Origin of the sequence: Mycolicibacterium wolinskyi (assembly GCF_002101965.1) — a bacterium.
Classification (GTDB): domain Bacteria; phylum Actinomycetota; class Actinomycetes; order Mycobacteriales; family Mycobacteriaceae; genus Mycobacterium; species Mycobacterium wolinskyi.
Genome location: NZ_LQQA01000013.1, coordinates 41152 through 59299, shown reverse-complemented (window position 1 = coordinate 59299; position 18148 = coordinate 41152). Strand labels below are relative to the sequence as shown.

The window sequence follows — 18148 nt, the reverse complement described above, 5'->3', positions numbered from 1 at the left end:
TCTGGAGTAACGGCGAAGGGGGATCGCCCATGAGCACAGCTGTCGTGGTCGGCGGTGGGCCGAACGGGCTCGCGGCCGCAATCACGTTGGCGGTCAACGGTGTCGAGGTCACCGTCCTCGAAGCCGCGGACACGGTCGGTGGCGGCGTGCGCTCGAGCGAGGGCATCGTTCCCGGCCTGATCCATGACCACTGCGCGGCGATTCACCCGATGGCCGTCGGATCGACCTTCCTCGCGGGCCTCGACCTGCAGCGCCACGGCTTGCGGTGGCGCTGGCCCGACATCGACTGCGCGCACCCACTCGATGGCGGTGACGCGGGGCTGTTGTACCGCAGCGTCGAAGACACGGCCGCGGGTCTCGGGTCCGACGGCGCACGGTGGCGCATGATGTTCGGCGGCCCGTCCGCGCGCTTCGACACGCTCGCCGACGACATCATGGGCCCGCTGCTGCGGATACCCAAACACCCGCTGGCGCTGGCCCGGTTCGGTGCGCCGACGCTCCTGCCCGCCGCGGTGTTCGCCCGGGCGTTCCGCACGCCGCAGGCGCGGGCTTTGTTCGGCGGCGTTGCCGCACATACCTTCCGGCCGCTGCACTACCCGATGACGTCGGCGATCGGGCTGGGCATCATCACGGCCGGGCACCGGCACGGCTGGGCGGTTGCCGAGGGCGGGTCGCAGTCGATCACCGATGCGTTGGCGGCCGCACTGGCCGATGCCGGCGGCAAGGTCCAGACGGGCGTCCGGGTCGCGTCGGCCGCGGATCTGCCGCCCGCCGACATCACGATGTTCGATCTCACGCCGACCGCGGTCGCAGACATTCTCGGCGACCGGCTGCCGCGCCGCACCGCCCGTGGTTATCGCCGGTTCCGTTACGGTCCAGGCGCTTTCAAGGTGGACTTCGCGCTAGAAGGCCCGGTGCCGTGGACCAACCCGCACGTCGGCCGCGCCGGGACGGTTCACCTGGGCGGTGACATCGACGAGATCGCGGCGACCGAACGCGACATCCACGCGGGCCGCATGCCGCAGCGCCCGTTCGTCCTGGTCGGCCAGCAGTACGTGGCCGCCCCCGGCCGCTCGGCGGGCGACGTCAACCCGGTGTACGCCTATGCCCATGTGCCGCACGGCTATACCGGTGATGCCACGGACGCGATCATCGCTCAGTTCGAGCGGTTCGCCCCGGGTTTCGGCGAGCGGATCGTCGGAACCGCGGTGCGCTCGACCACCGAGATGTCGGTCTACAACGCCAATTACGTCGGCGGTGACATCTGCACGGGTGCCAAGGACGTCAGACAACTCGTGTTCGGCCCGTATCCCACGCTGACCCCCTATTCGGTCGGGATACCGGGCACCTATATCTGCTCGGCGGCAACCCCGCCGGGCCCCGGTGCCCACGGCATGTGCGGCGCGAACGCGGCGGCGCAAGCGTTGAAGTACCTACGCACCCGCTAGATCTCATGCCTAGACCGTACGGGGCTACGGCCCGATCCGGATGCGGCCCGGCTTGTACAGCCCGCTGTGGGTGGACTCACCGAGTTCGATCTGGGCCGGCTCGGCGTCGACGATCGTGTCGAACCTGCGCAGCGAGCCCCAGTCCTGGCCCCAGTCGTTCGACAGGTACGTCGACATCACCGAGGCCCGCAGCAGCAGATCGGTGATGCCCAGCAGGCCGCCGTTGATGCCGTCCTGCCACGTGTCGGTGCTCTGCAGCTTGGCGTAGTAGTCGGGCGAGATCCGGAACTTGGGTATGTCGGTGACGCCGTTGGCGTGCAGCATCGGCTGCTGGCACGGGAACGCGAGTCCGACCGCCCAGTCCATCAGCACGGGCTGCTCGGAGCCGACGTACTCCTGCACCGACCGCACCTCGGGCACACGCGGCGGTGTGACGGCGATCCAGTCACCCTGGCTCAGCGACAGGTCCTCGGCGATCACGCGTACCGCCACCGCGTCGGCGGGGATCTCGGCGCGCGGATAGCGCAGGTTGCGCCAGGACGGCGTGGGGCCGACGTCGAACGGTTTGACCCGGCCCGCAGGAACCGGAGCACCGTCCGGCCCGCGGCGGGCGTATTCGAGTTCGACGGTCTGAGCGGTCGTCAGACCCTCGGCGACGCTCGTTCCCGTGATCGTGCCCGCGGCCGTGATCACCACGAGGGGGTGGGAGTCGTCGGGTGCGGGCAGCTCATACCAGGCGGAGGCCAGCTTGCTCTCCTGCTGTGCCCCAAGTGAATACGTCCCGGCGACCGGTACGCGCGCCGGGTCGAGGCCGTAGGGCAGCGGCACGGTTGAGCCGTTGATGCCGGGCGTGTCCCGCTTGATGGACTGGTTCCAGTCGTAGTCGGTGCCGGGCTGCGGGTTGTTGAGCCTGATGGCCTCGGCGATGATCCGGTCGGGAACGCCGTTGGGGGAGAACCCTGCCGGATTCTCGCCGCCCAGCGGCCCGAGCGGACCGTAATTGCCCGGCATGGCCTGCAGGAAGCCCGCGTTGGAGTCCGGTTCGACCAGGACGTCGTCGGCCAGGCCGCAACCACCCGCGAACGCGCGGATGTTGGCCCACCCGTTCGAGTAGGTCGGGTATTGACGGACCACGCCGATCACCATGGACGCGATGAAGACGACGACCATGAAGCCGGCTGCGATCGGGACGGGCGCAGCGGTCAACCGGTCCACCAACTTGGAGTCACCGCGGTCGGTCAGGTGGATCCAGAACGCCCACAGCGCCGCGATGGCCGACAGCGCGAAGAACACCGCGCTGACCGTGACCCCGCCGAACTCGGGCACCGAATTGTTGAACGGCGCACCGAAGTTCGAGACGTACCACCAGCCGTTGGTCGACGCGAAGCAGAACGCCAGCACGAAGAACACGAGCGCCAGGAACGCCATCCGGTTCCGCGCCGACCTCAGCACGGCCGGTGAGACCAGCACGGTGGTGAGCGCCGCCATCGCGCCGCCCACGGCGGCGAACAGCCCGAAGTGGTGAATCCACTTGGTGGGCGTGAACATCAGGAAGAACATGGTGGCGAAGATGATGCCCATCAGCCGCCACGCCGGGCCCCGTGCCACCCCGGCGACCCGCTTGCGCCGCAACATCATGAACAGCGACGGGAACAGGCACATCGCGGTGAACACGAATGCCACGCGCCGTGAGATCGCGCCGTCGGTCGTGGGCAGGATCAGGTAGTAGTAGCGCAGGTTCTCGGTCCACCATTCCTGGCTGGGCCCGATCGCCGTGCGAATCCTGGTGGCTTCCAACACCGTTGCCAGCGTCTGATCGGCGAACACCACGGCCAGGATCACGGTGCCCGCGGCCAGCAGCGGTGCGACGAGCGGCCACGTCCCGACCATGCGGCGCCGCCGCATCAGGATGCGCAGGATCGGCCTGCCGCCCGCGAGCAGCGCCGCGACGGCGATCAGGCCGGTCGGCTGGATGCCGAGGGTGAACGCGGCCGCCGTGATCGCGAGCGCGGCCGGCGTCAGCCGGCCCGAGGTGACGGCACGTTCGATCAGCACGTAGGTGATCAGCGCGCCCGTCGCGATCTGGCCTTCGGGCCGCAGACCGTTGTTGAACGGCATCCACGCGCCCAGCAGTACGAGGCCGGCGGCCCACAGCGCGGGCCTGCTGCCCGACACGGCGGGCCCGAGTCGTGGCACCACCTCCCGGGACAGCAGCAGCCAGCAGACCAGGGCGCAGACGAGGTCGGGCAGCCGGATCCAGATGCTGGCGTCGCTGATGTGGGTCATCAAGGCCAGCAGGTTGTAGTACCAGCCGAACGGGTCTTCCGGGCTGCCGAACCAGCGGAAGTAGTTGGCCATGTAGCCGGCGTGGTCGGCGGTGCGCGCCATCTGCAGGATGTAGCCGTCGTCGGACGAGTTGGCGCCGATGACGTACCACGCCAGGAACCCGCCGACGACGACGCCGTCGACCGCGGTGAGCGTGCGCCAGCGGGTCGGGATCAGCCGGTGCATGCGGCGACCGTCGAGCTGGTCCAGGCGCCACAGCGCGAGCAGCGCGATGACGGTCGAGACGATCGCCAGCAGCATCGCCGCGAGCTTGAGCGGCGTCGGGTGGGTAGTGAACCGCGTGTCGATCTCGGCCGATACCGAGAGTCCCTGCGGAGCAGCGCCGGTCAGGTCGGTGAACACGCCGACGATCGCGGGGCGCAGGTTCGGGTCGGCGTAGCCGGTGCGTTGCGGAGATCCGTCGGCCTTGTTCAGGCCGACGAACTCGGCGTACGTGCCGTCGGTGCTCGACGTGATGTCGATCTGCTGACATTCCGGGCTCGCCACGCGGTCGCGATTGACGCTCGCGACGACGACGTTGCGCACGATCACGTCGACGCGCGATTCCGAGACGGTGACGAGCATCGCGTTGAGCGCGGCGTCGCGGCCCTCCTCGGGCGCGGTGCCGAACACGAGGCCGCCGTCGGCGGGCATGTCACGCACCACCGCGCACGGCACGGTCGCGCGCAGGCTCACCGGGGCCTGGGTGATCAGCGGCGCGGTGACGTTGGTCAACTGTCCCTGCTGGGGCCAGTTCAGCGTCGCCGTGGTCTGTGTGACGGGCAACAACGGGACGGCCACGGCCAGCACGAAGCCGAGCAGGCCTGCGATCGTGGCGACCCAGCGCGCGATCTTCACGTCTTTCATCACGGCAGTGCCCTGATCGGTCCGCCGCGACTCCAACCGAACACTCGCGTCGATCCTTCCTCGATGACGGCGTTGGGCGCCCGATCCTGCGGCACCACCCGGATGTAGCGCTCGAGTGAACCCCAGTCGCGGTACCAGTCGTCGCGCAGATATGTCGGGATCGCCTCGGTGCGCAGCAGCGCCTGGATGAACAGGAACGGCCCGCCGTCGGCGGCCGACTGCCACTGGTTGGACGAGGCCACCATCTGCTTGAAGTTCGGGATGATGCGGTACTCCGGTAGCTCGGCGACACCGAGACGTTCGGCGAACGGCCGCTGGCACGGGAAGTTCGCGGCGGTCGCGATGTCCATCAACACGGGCGTCTGGCTCCCGAGGAACTGCTGCGCGGTCTGCAGCACCGGCACGCGCGGCGGCGTGAAGGCGAACCACTGGTCCTCGGACAGGTTCGGGTCGTCGGCGACGATGCGGGCGACGTTGGCCTCGGGCGGCGCCGTGGTCAGCGGGAACCGGAGGTTGCGCCACGCCTTCTGCTGGAAGATGTCGATCGGTTGCACCTCGTTGAGCGCCTGGTAGGTGCCGTCGGGCCGGTGCACGCCCCACTGCAGCTTGAGTGACTGGCCGTAGTTGAACGACCCGTCTTCCTCGTAGTACCAGATCGCGCCTGCCGCGGCGACGGTCACGAGCGGCCGGTCCGGTGTGCGCGGCGGTAACTGGTACCAGGCGGAGGTGGCCTTGGCGGCCAAGGTGTTCTCGTCGAAGCTACCCATCACCGGGGTGCGCTTGGGGTCGAGGCCGAACGGCAGGAAGACCCGCGATCCGTTGACGCCCTCGGGTCCGTAGCCGCCGCCCGTCCCGGCGGTGTAGCCGATGCCGATGTTGGGTTTGTCGACTGGGCCGTCGGAGTTCACGGTGCCGGGGTTGGCCGCGACGGGTTCGGCGGGTTCGAGCGTGTCGCTGACGCCGTTCGGGGTGAACCCGACGGGATCCTCACCGCCGAGCGGGCCGTATTCGCCGAAACGCTGCCCGGGGACGGGCTGCAGCATGCCCGCGTTGGTGTCGGCCTCGACCAGTACGGCATCGGCCATGGCGCAACTGTCCTCGGACAACCCCGACCGCAGCGCCGCCAGGTTGGCCGCGCCGGTGGTGTAAACGGGGTAGCGGCCGACCGTCGCCTTGAGCATCGAGCCGAGCTCCAGCACGACCATGATGGTCGCGACGACGAGCAGCGGGGTGGACGCCAGCGCACGGTTGCGGCCGGTGTCGGCGACCTCGGTGTGCCCGGCGTAGTCCATCCGGAAGTGCAGCCAGCCGGCGAGCAGACCGCCCGCGATGGCCAGCACCAGGAAGATCGTGGTGACCGGGAAACCGACGATGACGGGTTGCTTGTCGAACCACGGCACGCCGTAGTTGCCGACGTAGAACCAGCCGTTGAGGCCCGAGGTCGCCCAGGCGAGGATGAACAGCAGCGCGGTGACGTACAGGGCCAAATTGCGCCGGCTGTGCAGGCCGACCCGGGCGAACGCGAAGGCCGTGACACCGCCGAGGGCACCAGCCAGGCCGGCGAAGGCGCCGAACTGCACGGCCCACTTCGTCGGTGTGAGCGTCAGCAGCAGCAGCCCGATGGCCGTCGTACCGGCGAGCCGCCACACCGGTCCGCTGACGGCACCGGGAACCCGGCCGCGGCGCAGCAGCACCATGATCACGCCGAACACGCACAGCAGCAGCACCAGCACCGCGAACCGGCGGGTCAACGAGCCGTCGACGCTGTCCTCGACCGTGAGGAAGTAGTACCGCAGGAATTCCTGGTACCAGGGGATGGTCGGTCCGACGACGTATTTGATGCGCACCGATTCGGCGACGGTGGCCAGCGTCTGATCGCGGAACACGATCACGAAGACCAGCGCCGCCGACGCCGCGAGCGGGGCAAGCGAGGCGAGGATCCCGTCGCGGGCGCGGCGCTCGCCGACGATGCGCCCGATCGCGCGGGCGCCGACGAACAGCGGGGCCAGTGCGATCAGGCCCTGCGGCGCGAGCGTGACGGAGAACATCGCGATGACGATCGCGATCGCGGCAGGCCACAGCCGCCGGGTGCCGATGGTGTACTCGACGAGCATCCAAACCGCGACGACCGCGAACGCGATGAGCGGTTCGGGCCGCAATCCGTTGTTGAACGGCAGCCACGCGGCGAGGAACGTCGCGCCCGCCGTCAACACCGCGACGCGGTTGGCCGCGACGCGCCTGCCGATTCTCGGCAGGACGGCGCGGCTGATGATCAGCCATGTCGCGATCGCGGCCGCGGTCGCGGGCACGCGCATCCAGACGCTGTCGGTGCTGATCGCGGCGAGGTGCGCCAACACGCTCTGATACCAGTCGAACGGGGCTTCGGTGGCGCCGAAGTACCGGTAGTAGTTGGCCGAGTAGCCGGCCTCGGCGGAGACGCGGGCGATCGTGAGGTTGTAGCCGTCGTCGGAGGACAGGGCGCCGACGATGTGCCACGCGAGCAGGCCGCCGATGACGCCGGCGTCGGTCAGCCAGGTCCACAATCCGACCCGGCGGCGGCTGCGCGGCGGCCGTCGGCCGGATACGCGGTCGAGCAGGAACAGCGCCACGATCGAGGCGATCACACAGCCGACGCCGAGCACCATCACGAGCAGCTTGAGCGCGCCGGGTGAGGTGATGAACCGCGTGTCGACGTCGACGCGCGCCGACAGGCCCGGCTGCGGCGCCACGGCCAGATCGGTGAACAGGCCCGACACCTGTGGGCGCTTGTCGACGGGCAGTGTTCCGGTCGCGCCGGGGATGCCGACGAAGTCGGCCCCGACGGCCCCGACGTTGGCCCACACCCGGATCTCGCTGCAGGCGCCGGAGTTCACCGCGTCCCTGGGGGCGACCGCGGCGACGGTGTCGCGGAATGCGGCGTAGACGACGTCGGCGTTGGCGCGGACGAACATGCCGTTGCGGCCGGCTTCGATACCGCCGGCGGGGTTGGTGGAGAACACCACGCCACCGTCGGCGGGCAGCGTGGCGACGGTGCGGCACGGGATCGCGACGTCGAGCGCTTTGGGCGCCCCCGCCACGAGCGGCGCGGTGACGTCGGTGATGTTGCCGTCCGCCCCGGTGCCCTGCGGCCACAGGACCGTCGCGGTGGTCTGCTCGACCGGCAACAGCGGAACCAATCCGCACAACAACACACCAGCGATGCCGGCGATGACGGCGATCAGGCGTGCGATGCGGGACGGCTTGTTCGCTGCACTGTCTGCTGTTCGCTCACGCTGTTCATCGCCCGGCACGAGGGTCGATCGTAGGCGACCCACATGTGAAGACCGGTTTCCCCTGCCGACCCGGCTCAGCTCAGCCGCAGCGGCGCGGGGCTCCACAGCCCGCTGCGCGTGGCCGTCCCGAGGTCGAGGCGGGCCGGTTCGGCGTTCGGGTACCACGGCGTCAACCGCTGCAGCGAACCCCAGTCACGGAACCAGTCGTCCTTGAGATAGGTCGGGACGCTCGACGGTCGCAGCAGCAGTTCGGAGATGCCCAGCGGGCCGCCGCCGAGGTAGTCCATCACCGGGGAGTTGGCCTCGGCGCCGAACCGGTCCGGCAGGATCCGCCACTTGGGCACCTCGGTCACGCCGTACTGGTGGCCGAAGGGCCGCTGGCACGGGAACGCCAGGCCGACGAGCCAGTCGAGCAGCACCGGATCGGATGAGCCGACCACTTCCTGCAGCGTGCGCAGCTGCGGGATGCGCGGCGGCGTCAGCGCGATCCAGTGTTGCGGTGCGAGGTCGTCGTCGGTGGCCACCAAGCGGATCTGGGTGGCTTCGCTCGGGATGGCGGCCAGCGGCGCACGCAGGTTGCGCCAGGCCGGGGCGGCGCCGACGTCGGCGAACCCGATGCCGCCGCCCGGTTTGTTGGCGGCGGCGCCCTCGTCGGTGGCCCACTGGACCACGACCTCGCCGGGATCGAAGCGTCCGGCCGCCGCGACCACGAGCAGCGGCCCGGCCTGGTCGCGATCGGGCAGCCGGTACCACGCCGAACGCATGACCGCCGGCTGCTGAGTGCCGGCCCGCCAGCTGCCCAGTACCGGTGTGGTGGCCGGGTTCAGGCCGTAGGGCAGCCGGGCGCGTGAGCCGTTGACGCCCGCGGCCGCGGTGGTCCCGCCCTCGGTTCCCACCTCACTGCCGGTGACGGTTTCGGAGTCGGTGTCGGCGAAGTTGTCCGAGCCCGGCTGTTCCATCACCGGGTCGGCCGAGACGTCGGACGGTATGCCGTTGGGGCCGAAGCCCTGCGAGATGACCGCGCCGAGCGCCTCGCCGGGTGGTTCACCGATGGGCGTCAGCATGCCCGCGTTGGCGTTCTCCTCGACCATGACGTCGTCGGCCAGCCCGCAACCCTTGCCGGTGAGCGCTTCGAGGTTGGAGCGGCCGACGGACCAGGCGGGGTACTGATTGGTCATCGCGAGTGTCAGCGACACCACTTCGAACATCACGAGCACCCAGGCCGCGATCGCGAGCGGGGACTGCAGTATCCGTTGCCATCGGCGCTGCGGGCCGTCCGGCGATTTGTCGCGCCCGCTGAAGTGGAACCACGCCGCGCCGAGCAGTGCCAGCACCGCGAAGCCCAACAGGATCGTGGTGAAGCCGAACTTCCATTCGGGGAAGGAGTTCGACCACGGCACACCGAAGTTCGACACGTACCACCAGCCGTTGACGGTGGCGAACGACAGTGCCATCACGAACAGCACCGCGGCGGCGAACATCGAGCGGTTGCGCCGGGATTTCATGGCCGCGGCCATGACCGCGACGGCGGCCAGCGCGCCGAGCGATCCGGCCAGCCCGGCGAACACGCCGAAGTGGTGCGTCCACTTGGTGGGGGTGAACATCATCGCGAAGAACGAGATGATCGTGATGCCGACGATGCGCCGGCTCGGCCCGGCCGCGGTGCCGGGTATGCGGCCCTTGCGCAGCGACATCGCGACCGAGACGGCAAGCGCCAGAAGCAGAGTCAGGACCGCGAACCGGCGGGCCACCGAGCCGTCCGGGCTCGTGGTGAACAGGCGCGAGTAGCGGATGTGCTCGTCGAACCAGGCCAGGCTCGGCCCGACCGAAGACTTGAAGGTGCTCGCCTGGATCTCGCCGGCCAGGGTCTGGTCGCGGAAGATCAGGATGATGGTCACGGTGCAGGCCGCGAGGATCGGGGCCAGCAGCGCCAAATAGCCGAACCGTGAAGTATGGCGGGCCACAATGGTTTTCAGCGGTCCGACGGCGACCAGCAGCGCGCCGACGGCCGCGATGCCGGTGGGCCCCGAGAACAGCGTGAGCGCGCCGATGATGATCGCGATGGCCACCGGGAGCATGCGGTTGGTGGCCACACCGCGCTCGACCGAACACCAGGTCAGCAGGATGCCGAGCGCGATGATGGGCTCGGGCCGCAACCCGTTGTTGAGCGGCAGCCAGAACGCCAGGAACATGCCCGCGGCCGTCCATGCCGCGGCCCGGTTGACCTTCACCGCGTGGCCGAGGCGCGGCAGCACCTCGCGGCTGATCACCCACCAGCACGCGAGCGCCATCACCAGGGTGGGCAGCCGCATCCAGACGCTGTTCGTCGAGACGTGCGCCCACAGCGCCAGCAGGTCGTAGTACCAGCCGAACGGCGCCTCGGGGGTGCCGAACCAGCGGTAGTAGTTCGCCATGTAGCCGGCGTGCTCGGACACCCTGGCCATGGTCAGGATGTAGCCGTCGTCGGAGGTGTTCGCGCCGACGAAGTGCCACCACACGAGCACCGCGGTGACGAGCCCGTCCAGCGGTGTCATCGACCACCAGCGCGGCGGCAGGAACCGACGGTGCCGTACCCCGTCAGCGGTGTCGAGCACGTGCAGCGCGCCCAGCGCGATGATGGTCATCGCGACGCCGATGATCATCGCCAGCATTTTGAGCAGCGTGGGGGCGCTGCTGTAGCGCGAGTCGATCGTGGCCGAGAACTTCAGGCCGTCCGGCGCGGGCCCGGACAGGTCGGTGAAGACGCCGACGATCTGCGGGCGGAAGTCATAGCCGCCGCGCTCGCCGCGCAGCGGTTCGCCCGGATCGTCGTCGTCTGGGCCTTGGGTGAGACCGACGAACTCGCCGGTCACCTTGTCGGCGTGGGCCGTGAAGGTCAGGTACTGGCAGGCCGGGCTGAGCACCTGGTCCAGCGGGGCGCTGACCACCGGGGTGTTGCGGACGATGACCAGCAGATCGTTGTTGACCCGTTCGATCAGCAGACCGCGGTCGATCGCCTTCGGGGCCTGCTTGGGCACCGTCGACAGCAGCACCGACCGGCCGCGGTCACGCGGATCGGCCAGGCCGGCCGCCGCCTGGCACGGCACGGTGATGGTCAGGTCGGTCGCGACGTAGCCGATCAGCGGTGCGTTGACGCTCTGCCAGACGCCGTTCTGCGGCCAGTTGAGCTGGGCGGTGGTCTGCTTGACTGGCAGCAGCGGCGTCGCCACCGCCATCAGCACTCCGAGCAAACCCGCGACAATCGCGATGAGCCGGGCGGTCCGGTGATTGCTGCCCCGTTCGATCACGGGCTTTGATGCTAATGGCGCGTCGGTGCCGGAACTAATGGCCATCGGGAGTGGGCTTCCTGATCGCGAGCACGAACGGCCCGATGTCGGATACCTCGAAACGCGGATCGTCGAACAGCGCGGAGTCGAGCTGCACGTGATAGCGGCGCACGTTGGGCTGGTTCGGGTACACGTCCGAGGCCAGCCGCAGCGTGTAGGTGTCGTTCGCGCCGTGGCGCATCAGAAACACCGTCGGCGGCGCCCACGGCAGTTCGTCGAGCGCTTTGACGAACTGGTCGGCATCGCTCAGCGTGGCCCAGCCCTCGATGGCATCGGCGCGCTTGTCGAATTGGGCGAGCGGGTTGGCGTAGTGCGACGTCAGACCCTGAAAACCGTAGTAGGGATAGAAGGACAGGAAGCTGTAGTCGGCTGTGAGCACCACGGTCTGGTTGCGGGGCACGCCGGTGACTTCGAGGATTTTCGCGTCGATCTCGCGGTAGTAGCGCTCGGCGCCGGGCGGCCGCCGGTCGGCGCGCTGGCCGGTGCCGTCGGTGTCGGTGTAGGCGACGTTGATGTCGGGCCGCAGCACGTCGGGGATGTCCTGGCTGAAGGTGACCGCTCCGATGGCGCCCACCGCCGTCGCCGCGAGGATGACGCGGCGCCCGGTTTCTGGTCGATAGCGCCGGGCGATCGCCAGCGTCGCCTCGATGAACCCGAACGCCCCCGCGGCGGTGAGCAATACGGTCAGGGTCGGCTGCAACCGGAACGACAGCAACGTCGTCCCCACGAGCGTCGTGAGCATCGACAGCAGCGACCACGCGTACACCGCGAGCACGGCGATGGCGAGCGCGCCGGCCCGCGTCGACGTGCGCGCCCGGACCACGAGCCACAGCGTGCCGACCATGCACAGTGCGCCGAGCAGCGTGAAGCTCAGCATCGGGAACGTCAGCTGCGCTCCGGCATCGGGCAGGTAGTGCTGGGCGGTTCCGGTCTCTGCGGGCTCGCCGCGCAGCGCGGCCAGCAGGTAGGGCGCCCAGGTGAGCAGCGCGATCAGCCCGGAGATCACCGCGATGACCGCGAGCCGCAGCAGCGGTTCGATGCTGCGGCGCGAAACGGCCAGGCACAGCGCCATGATGGTCAGCGTGAACGCGGCGTAGCCGAGCAGCAGGGTGTAGAAGAGCGCGGCGACGCCGAGGAAGACCCCGACGCCGACGATCGCGGCCCACCCGCCGCTTCTGCTCTTGCCTGCCTCTGTTGTGCTCCTCGCGTGCGCGGCAAGCCCCGACCACGCGAGCACGAACACCGGGGGCAACAGCACCGTGATGATCGCGGCGTACGGTTCGGCGGGCGAGTAGGCCAGCATCGCGGCGGTGCTCGCGGTGGTGACGATCAGCGCGTACTCGAAGCGGATCATCGCCGCCCACAACACGAATGCGAGCGCGACGGCGATCGTGATCGACACGATCGCCCATGGCTTGAACATCTCCCACGCCGGGGTGCCGGTCGCGGCGGCGATGCGGCCACCCATCCAGAACCAGCCCGCAGGGTAGTACGGCGGCAGGCCGATGTAGGTCATGTCGTGCAGGCCGGGGGTGTCGGCGAGCCGCGTCAGGTACTCGGTGCGGAACTGCTGGTCGACCGATACGCCGAACAGATAGAGCTTGGTGGCACCGAGCGGCATCGCGATCGTCACGACCGAGAACGCCGACAGGAAGATCAGCGCGAACAGCCGGGCCAGGGTCCGGCGGCCCCGCCGCCAGATCAGTCCGGCGGCGAACAGGCCTGCCAGGCAACCGAACTGGCCCACGGTCGTGAGCGCGTGCAGCTGGTTGGAGGTGTTGTAGGCGGGCCATTCCACGCGGGCGATCGCCGCGATCGCCACCCCGGCCACCGCCGAGGAGATCAGCACGGCGATCAGCATCTGGCCGAGAGCCCTGCCCGCCGGCGCTGCCCCCATCAGATCGGAAGCTTGCGGAAGATGGGTCGCGGGATGTGCCGCAACACCATCATCACGTACCGGAACGCGCCCGGGGCCCACACGAGTTCTTTGCCTTTCGCCGCCGACGTGACGGCCAGTTCGGCGACGTACTCCTTGTCGACGGTCAGCGGGGCTTCCTTGACGTGGGCGCTCATGCGGGTGCGCACCTGGCCGGGCCGGATGACGAGCACCCGCACCCCGAACTCCCGCAGCGCCTCACCGAGGCCGAGATAGAACCCGTCGAGCCCGGCCTTCGTCGAGCCGTAGACGAAATTGGAGCGGCGCACGCGCTCGCCTGCCGCCGAGCTCATCGCGATGATCTGGCCCCAGCCCTGCTTGCGCATCTTCTCACCGAGCAGCACGCCGACGGAAACCGCTGCGGTGTAGTTGATCTCGGCGATCTGGACGGCCTTGCGCTGGTTCTGCCACAGTTCCTCGGCGTCGCCGAGCAGGCCGAACGCCACGATCGCCACATCCACATCGCCACCGGAGAAAGCCTTCTCGATCACGGCGGGGTGGCTCTCGGTGTCGACGGCGTCGAAGTCGATCACCTCGACCGAGCTGGCGCCCGCGTTGCGCATCTGCGCGACGGCGTCGTCGCGGCCGGGATCGTCGGGCAGCGCGGCCAGCACGATTCGGGCCGAGGCATTGCGCAGATAGCGCGCACAGATCGCCAGCCCGATTTCGGAGGTGCCGCCGAGCAGCAGGATCGTCTGGGGGTTACCTACGGCGTCGAACACCATCTAGCGCAGCTCCAAGCCTCGGGGACATCGTGACGAGGGTACCGTGCGAGTCCCGCTCCAACGCCGAACGCCCAGACCGGCCAACTGGCCGGCCTGGGCGTCCAGGCACTCGTCGAGCGTTACTTCTTGACGTCGAACCGGTCGGCGTCCATCACCTTGACCCACGCCGCGACGAAGTCCTTGACGAACTTGTCCTTCGAGTCGTCCTCGGCGTAGACCTCGGCCAGCGCCCGCAGCTGCGAGTTCGAACCGAACAGCAGGTCGACGCGGCTGGCCGTGTACTTCTGGGCACCGCTGGCCCGGTCGGTACCGACGTAGGTGCCGTCGTCGGCAGGCGACGGTGCCCACTTGGTGCTCATGTCGGTCAGGTTGACGAAGAAGTCGTTCGTCAACTGGCCCGGACGGTCGGTGAGCACACCGAGCTTGGTGCCGCCGTGGTTGACGTCCAGCCCGCGCAGGCCGCCGAGCAGCACGGTCATCTCGGGCGCCGTCAGGTTGAGCAGGTTGGCGCGGTCGATGAGGTGGTACTCGGCCGGGTACTGCAGACCCTTGCCCGCGTAGTTGCGGAAGCCGTCGGCCTTGGGCTCCAGGTAGGAGAACGACTCGACGTCGGTCTGCTCTTGGGTGGCGTCGCCACGGCCCGGGGTGAACGGCACCTCGATGTCGTGGCCGGCCGCCTTGGCCGCCGTCTCGACACCGACGTTGCCCGCGAGCACCACCAGGTCGGCGAACGACACGTCGACGCCCGCACCGGCCTGGATCTCCTCCAGCTTGCTGATCACCTGGGCGAGCTCGTCGGACTCGTTGACCTCCCAGCCGAGCTGCGGCTGCAGCCGGATCCGGCCGCCGTTGGCGCCGCCGCGCATGTCGCTGTGGCGGTACGACGACGCCGCCTTCCACGCGGTCGAAACCAGTTGCTGCACAGTCAGACCCGACTCGGCGATCGCGCTCTTGAGCTTCGCGATGTCGTCGGCCGACAGCGGCTTGCCTGCCGGGATGACGTCCTGCCACTGCCAGGTCTGCTTCGGCACGAGCGGCCCGAGGTAGCGGGTCACCGGACCCATGTCACGGTGCAGCAGCTTGAACCAGGCCTTGGCGTACTCCTCGGCGAGCTCTTCCGGGTGATCCAGCCAGCGGCGGGTGATCTTCTCGTAGATCGGGTCCATCCGCATCGACAGGTCGGTGGTCAGCATCGACGGGTGGGTCTTGCCGCTGCCCTGCGCCATCGGCACCGAGTTGGCCCAGCCGTTGTCCTTGGGCTTCCACTGGTGGGCGCCCGCGGGGCTCTTGGTCAGCTCCCACTCGTTGCTGTAGAGGATCTCCAGGAAGCTGTTGTCCCACTTGGTGGGGGTGTGGGTCCAGGTGACCTCGAGGCCGCTGCTGACGGTTTCGTTGCCGACGCCCGAGTTGGCCCAGCCGAGGCCCATCTGCTCAAGCGGTGCGGCTTCTGGCTCCGGGCCGTTCTCGACCTCGGTGGCACCGTGCGTCTTGCCGAAGGTGTGGCCGCCGACGATCAACGCCGCCGTCTCGATGTCGTTCATCGCCATGCGGCCGAAGGTCTCGCGGATGTCGATGGCCGCGGCCACCGGATCCGGATTGCCTTCCGGGCCTTCGGGGTTGACGTAGATCAGACCCATGTGGCTGGCACCGAGCGGGTTCTCCAGCTTGGTGCGGTCACCGTTGGCGCCGGCGTAGCGCTCCTGCGAGCCCAGCCACTCGTGCTCGGCGCCCCAGTAGATGTCCTCCTCGGGCTCCCAGTAATCCGGGCGGCCGAACGCGAAACCGGCCGTCTTGAAGCCCATGTGCTCCATCGCCCGGTTGCCCGCGTAGACGATCAGGTCCGACCACGAGATCTTCTTGCCGTACTTCTTCTTGAGCGGCCAGAGCAGGCGGCGGGCCTTGTCGAGGCTCACGTTGTCGGGCCAGCTGTTGAGCGGCGCGAAGCGCTGCATGCCCTTGCCGCCGCCGCCGCGGCCGTCCTCGACGCGGTAGGTGCCCGCGGCGTGCCACGACATCCGGACGAACAGCGGGCCGTAGTGACCGAAGTCGGCGGGCCACCACTCCTGGGAGTTGGTCAGCAGCTCGTCGAAATCCTTTTGGAACTGCTCGAAGTCGAGCGTCTGGACGGCTTCGCGGTAGTCATACCCCTCGTCCATCGGGTCGATGGCCTCGGGATCCTTCTGCAGGATCTTCAGGTTGACCGCATTGGGCCACCAATCCCGGTTGCTGCCACCCTCGACGGGCGGCTTGATGCGCATGGGGCAGCCTGCGGCGGGCTCGGTTTGGGCTTCACCAATCGGAGGGTGTGTTTCGGCTTCGGCCATGACAAATCCTTTCCGGGGCTGTCGGTTAAGGGGTTTTAACTATTTGGCGCGGTGGAGCATTCGGGGCACAGGCCCCAGTAGACGACCTCGGCTTCGTCGATCGAGAAGCCGTGGTCGTCGGACGCGGTCAGGCAAGGGGCTGCCCCGACCGCACAGTCGACGTCGGCGATGGCACCGCACGATCGGCACACGACGTGATGGTGGTTGTCGCCGACTCGTGACTCGTAGCGAGCCACGGAGCCCGACGGCTGGATGCGCCGCACCAGACGCGCTGCGGTCAACGCGTGCAGCGAGTCGTACACGGCCTGGTGCGACACGTCGGGCAACTCTTCTCGTACGGCACGGATGATCGTGTCCGTGTCGGCGTGCGGGTGCGTGTGCACCGCACCGAGAACCGCCACCCGGGGTCTGGTCACGCGCATGTCGGCTCTCCGCAGCATGTGCTGGAAGTCCGTAGTCGTGGCCACGAACAGAAGTCTTACTGCTTTTCTGGAATTAGTCAAGAATAAAGTTCTCGACGGTTCCGCAGCAGGTCAGGGGCTAGAGAAGCTCCAGCCGGCGCGCCATGTCGGACACGAAGACGCCGTCGGGGTCCACTTTGCGCCGCACCGCGATCCACTCGTCGATGCGCGGATACATGGCGTGGAACGTCTCAGCCGTGGTGCGCGAATCCTTGGCCGTGTAGAGGCGCCCGCCGAACTCCAGGACGCGCTTGTCGAGATCGTTGAGGAACTCGTTGAGCCCGGCCTTGATCGGGAAGTCCACGCACACGTTCCACCCCGGGATCGGGAAGCTCAGCGGTGCCTGATTGCCGGGACCGAACAGCTTGAAGACGTTGAGGAACGAGTAGTGCCCCGAACGCTGGATGTCGTAGATGATGCCCTTGAACTCTTCGACGGCCTCGGTGGGCACCACGAACTGGTACTGGCCGAATCCGGCGGAGCCGTAGGCGCGATTCCACTCCCCGAACATGTCGAGCGGGTGATAGAACTGCGTCAGGTTCTGCACTTTGTTGCGGTATGTGCCCGACTTGCGGTACCACAACTCGCCGATCGGCATGAACGTGAACTTGTTGGCGAGCCCGTTCGGGAAGATGTCGGGCAGGGTAAGTAGTTGCGGCGCATCGAATTTCAGCGGATCCTTCTGCAGCTTGGGCGGCAGTTGGTCGAGCTTGGCCAACGAGCCGCGGGAGATCGCGGCCCGGCCCAGTTTGGGCGGCTTGCTGATCGCGTCGAACCACGCGCTCGAGTACGTGTAATTGGACTCGCTGCCGTCGCTGTGGAACGCGATGGTCTCGTCGAGGGTCTTCGTCACGTCGCCGTCGGCGATGAAGTAGGCCGTCTCGGTGGGCGTCATCTCGATCGTCGCGCGCAGGATGATGCCGGTCAGGCCGTTGCCGCCCACCGTCGCCCAGAAGATGTCGGCGTTGTCACCATCCGGCGTCAGGTGCAGCACCTCGCCGTTCGCGGTCAGCAACTCCATCGAGCGCACGTGGTTGCCGAAACTGCCCGCGCTGTGGTGGTTCTTGCCGTGGATGTCGCAGCCGATCGCACCGCCGATCGTGACTTGGCGCGTGCCCGGCAGTACCGGCACCCAGAGCCCATGCGGCAGTGCGGCTTTCATCAGCTGGTCGAGGTTCACCCCACCGTCGACGTCGACCAGCCTGGTGCCCGAGTCGATCGAGTGGATGCGGTTGAGCGCGGCCATGTCGATGACGAGGCCGCCACCGTTTTGTGCGTTGTCTCCGTACGAGCGGCCGAGGCCGCGCGCGATCACGCCCCGGCCCCCCTCTTCGGCCGCGGCCACGACGGCCTTGATGATGACCTCGGGGTCACTGGTCGACAGCACGTGCGCATAGGTCGGCGCGGTGCGCCCCCAGCCCATCAAGCGCTTGGTGGTGGTCGGAAACTCGGTCGTTGCCATCG

9 protein-coding genes are annotated in these 18148 nt (G+C 68.6%); 1 reads left to right on the top strand and 8 read right to left on the bottom strand.

Features of this window, described 5'->3' with window-relative positions; genetic code table 11:
* Positions 1-29: 29 nt before the first annotated feature.
* Positions 30-1448 (top strand): phytoene desaturase family protein, encoded by a 1419-nt coding sequence (locus tag AWC31_RS12305; RefSeq protein WP_085144534.1) that lies wholly within the window; start codon positions 30-32, stop codon positions 1446-1448.
* Positions 1449-1472: 24 nt separating this feature from the next.
* On the opposite strand, the gene AWC31_RS12300 is transcribed toward AWC31_RS12305, so the two are convergent.
* The 8 genes from AWC31_RS12300 to AWC31_RS12265 all read right to left on the bottom strand — a co-directional run bounded on the left by AWC31_RS12300 (position 1473) and on the right by AWC31_RS12265 (position 18146).
* Positions 1473-4640, bottom strand: a complete 3168-nt coding sequence (locus AWC31_RS12300; protein ID WP_085144786.1) for an arabinosyltransferase domain-containing protein — start codon at positions 4638-4640, stop codon at positions 1473-1475.
* Complete coding sequence (locus AWC31_RS12295; protein ID WP_085144533.1) at positions 4640-7930, bottom strand: arabinosyltransferase domain-containing protein; 3291 nt, start codon at positions 7928-7930, stop codon at positions 4640-4642. The genes AWC31_RS12300 and AWC31_RS12295 overlap by 1 nt, the downstream gene beginning before the upstream one ends.
* A 56-nt stretch (positions 7931-7986) precedes the next feature.
* Positions 7987-11244 carry an arabinosyltransferase domain-containing protein gene (locus AWC31_RS12290; protein ID WP_085144532.1) on the bottom strand — a complete coding sequence of 1086 codons (3258 nt, stop codon included), beginning with the start codon at positions 11242-11244 and terminating at the stop codon, positions 7987-7989.
* Positions 11234-13135, bottom strand: a complete 1902-nt coding sequence (locus AWC31_RS12285) for a galactan 5-O-arabinofuranosyltransferase (RefSeq protein ID WP_110775049.1) — start codon at positions 13133-13135, stop codon at positions 11234-11236. Before AWC31_RS12285 ends, AWC31_RS12290 begins: the two co-directional genes overlap by 11 nt.
* Positions 13135-13899 carry a decaprenylphospho-beta-D-erythro-pentofuranosid-2-ulose 2-reductase gene (locus tag AWC31_RS12280; RefSeq protein WP_085144531.1) on the bottom strand — a complete coding sequence of 255 codons (765 nt, stop codon included), beginning with the start codon at positions 13897-13899 and terminating at the stop codon, positions 13135-13137. The genes AWC31_RS12285 and AWC31_RS12280 overlap by 1 nt, the downstream gene beginning before the upstream one ends.
* Before the next feature lie 119 nt (positions 13900-14018).
* On the bottom strand, positions 14019-16223 hold the full coding sequence (gene katG / locus AWC31_RS12275) for a catalase/peroxidase HPI (protein ID WP_085144530.1): 2205 nt from the start codon (positions 16221-16223) through the stop codon (positions 14019-14021).
* A 35-nt stretch (positions 16224-16258) separates the two neighbouring features.
* Positions 16259-16663 carry a Fur family transcriptional regulator gene (locus AWC31_RS12270; RefSeq protein ID WP_067855108.1) on the bottom strand — a complete coding sequence of 135 codons (405 nt, stop codon included), beginning with the start codon at positions 16661-16663 and terminating at the stop codon, positions 16259-16261.
* Positions 16664-16763: 100 nt separating this feature from the next.
* A complete protein-coding gene (locus AWC31_RS12265; RefSeq protein ID WP_085144529.1) occupies positions 16764-18146 on the bottom strand; it encodes a decaprenylphosphoryl-beta-D-ribose oxidase in 1383 nt (460 codons plus the stop codon).
* Positions 18147-18148 lie beyond the last annotated feature (2 nt).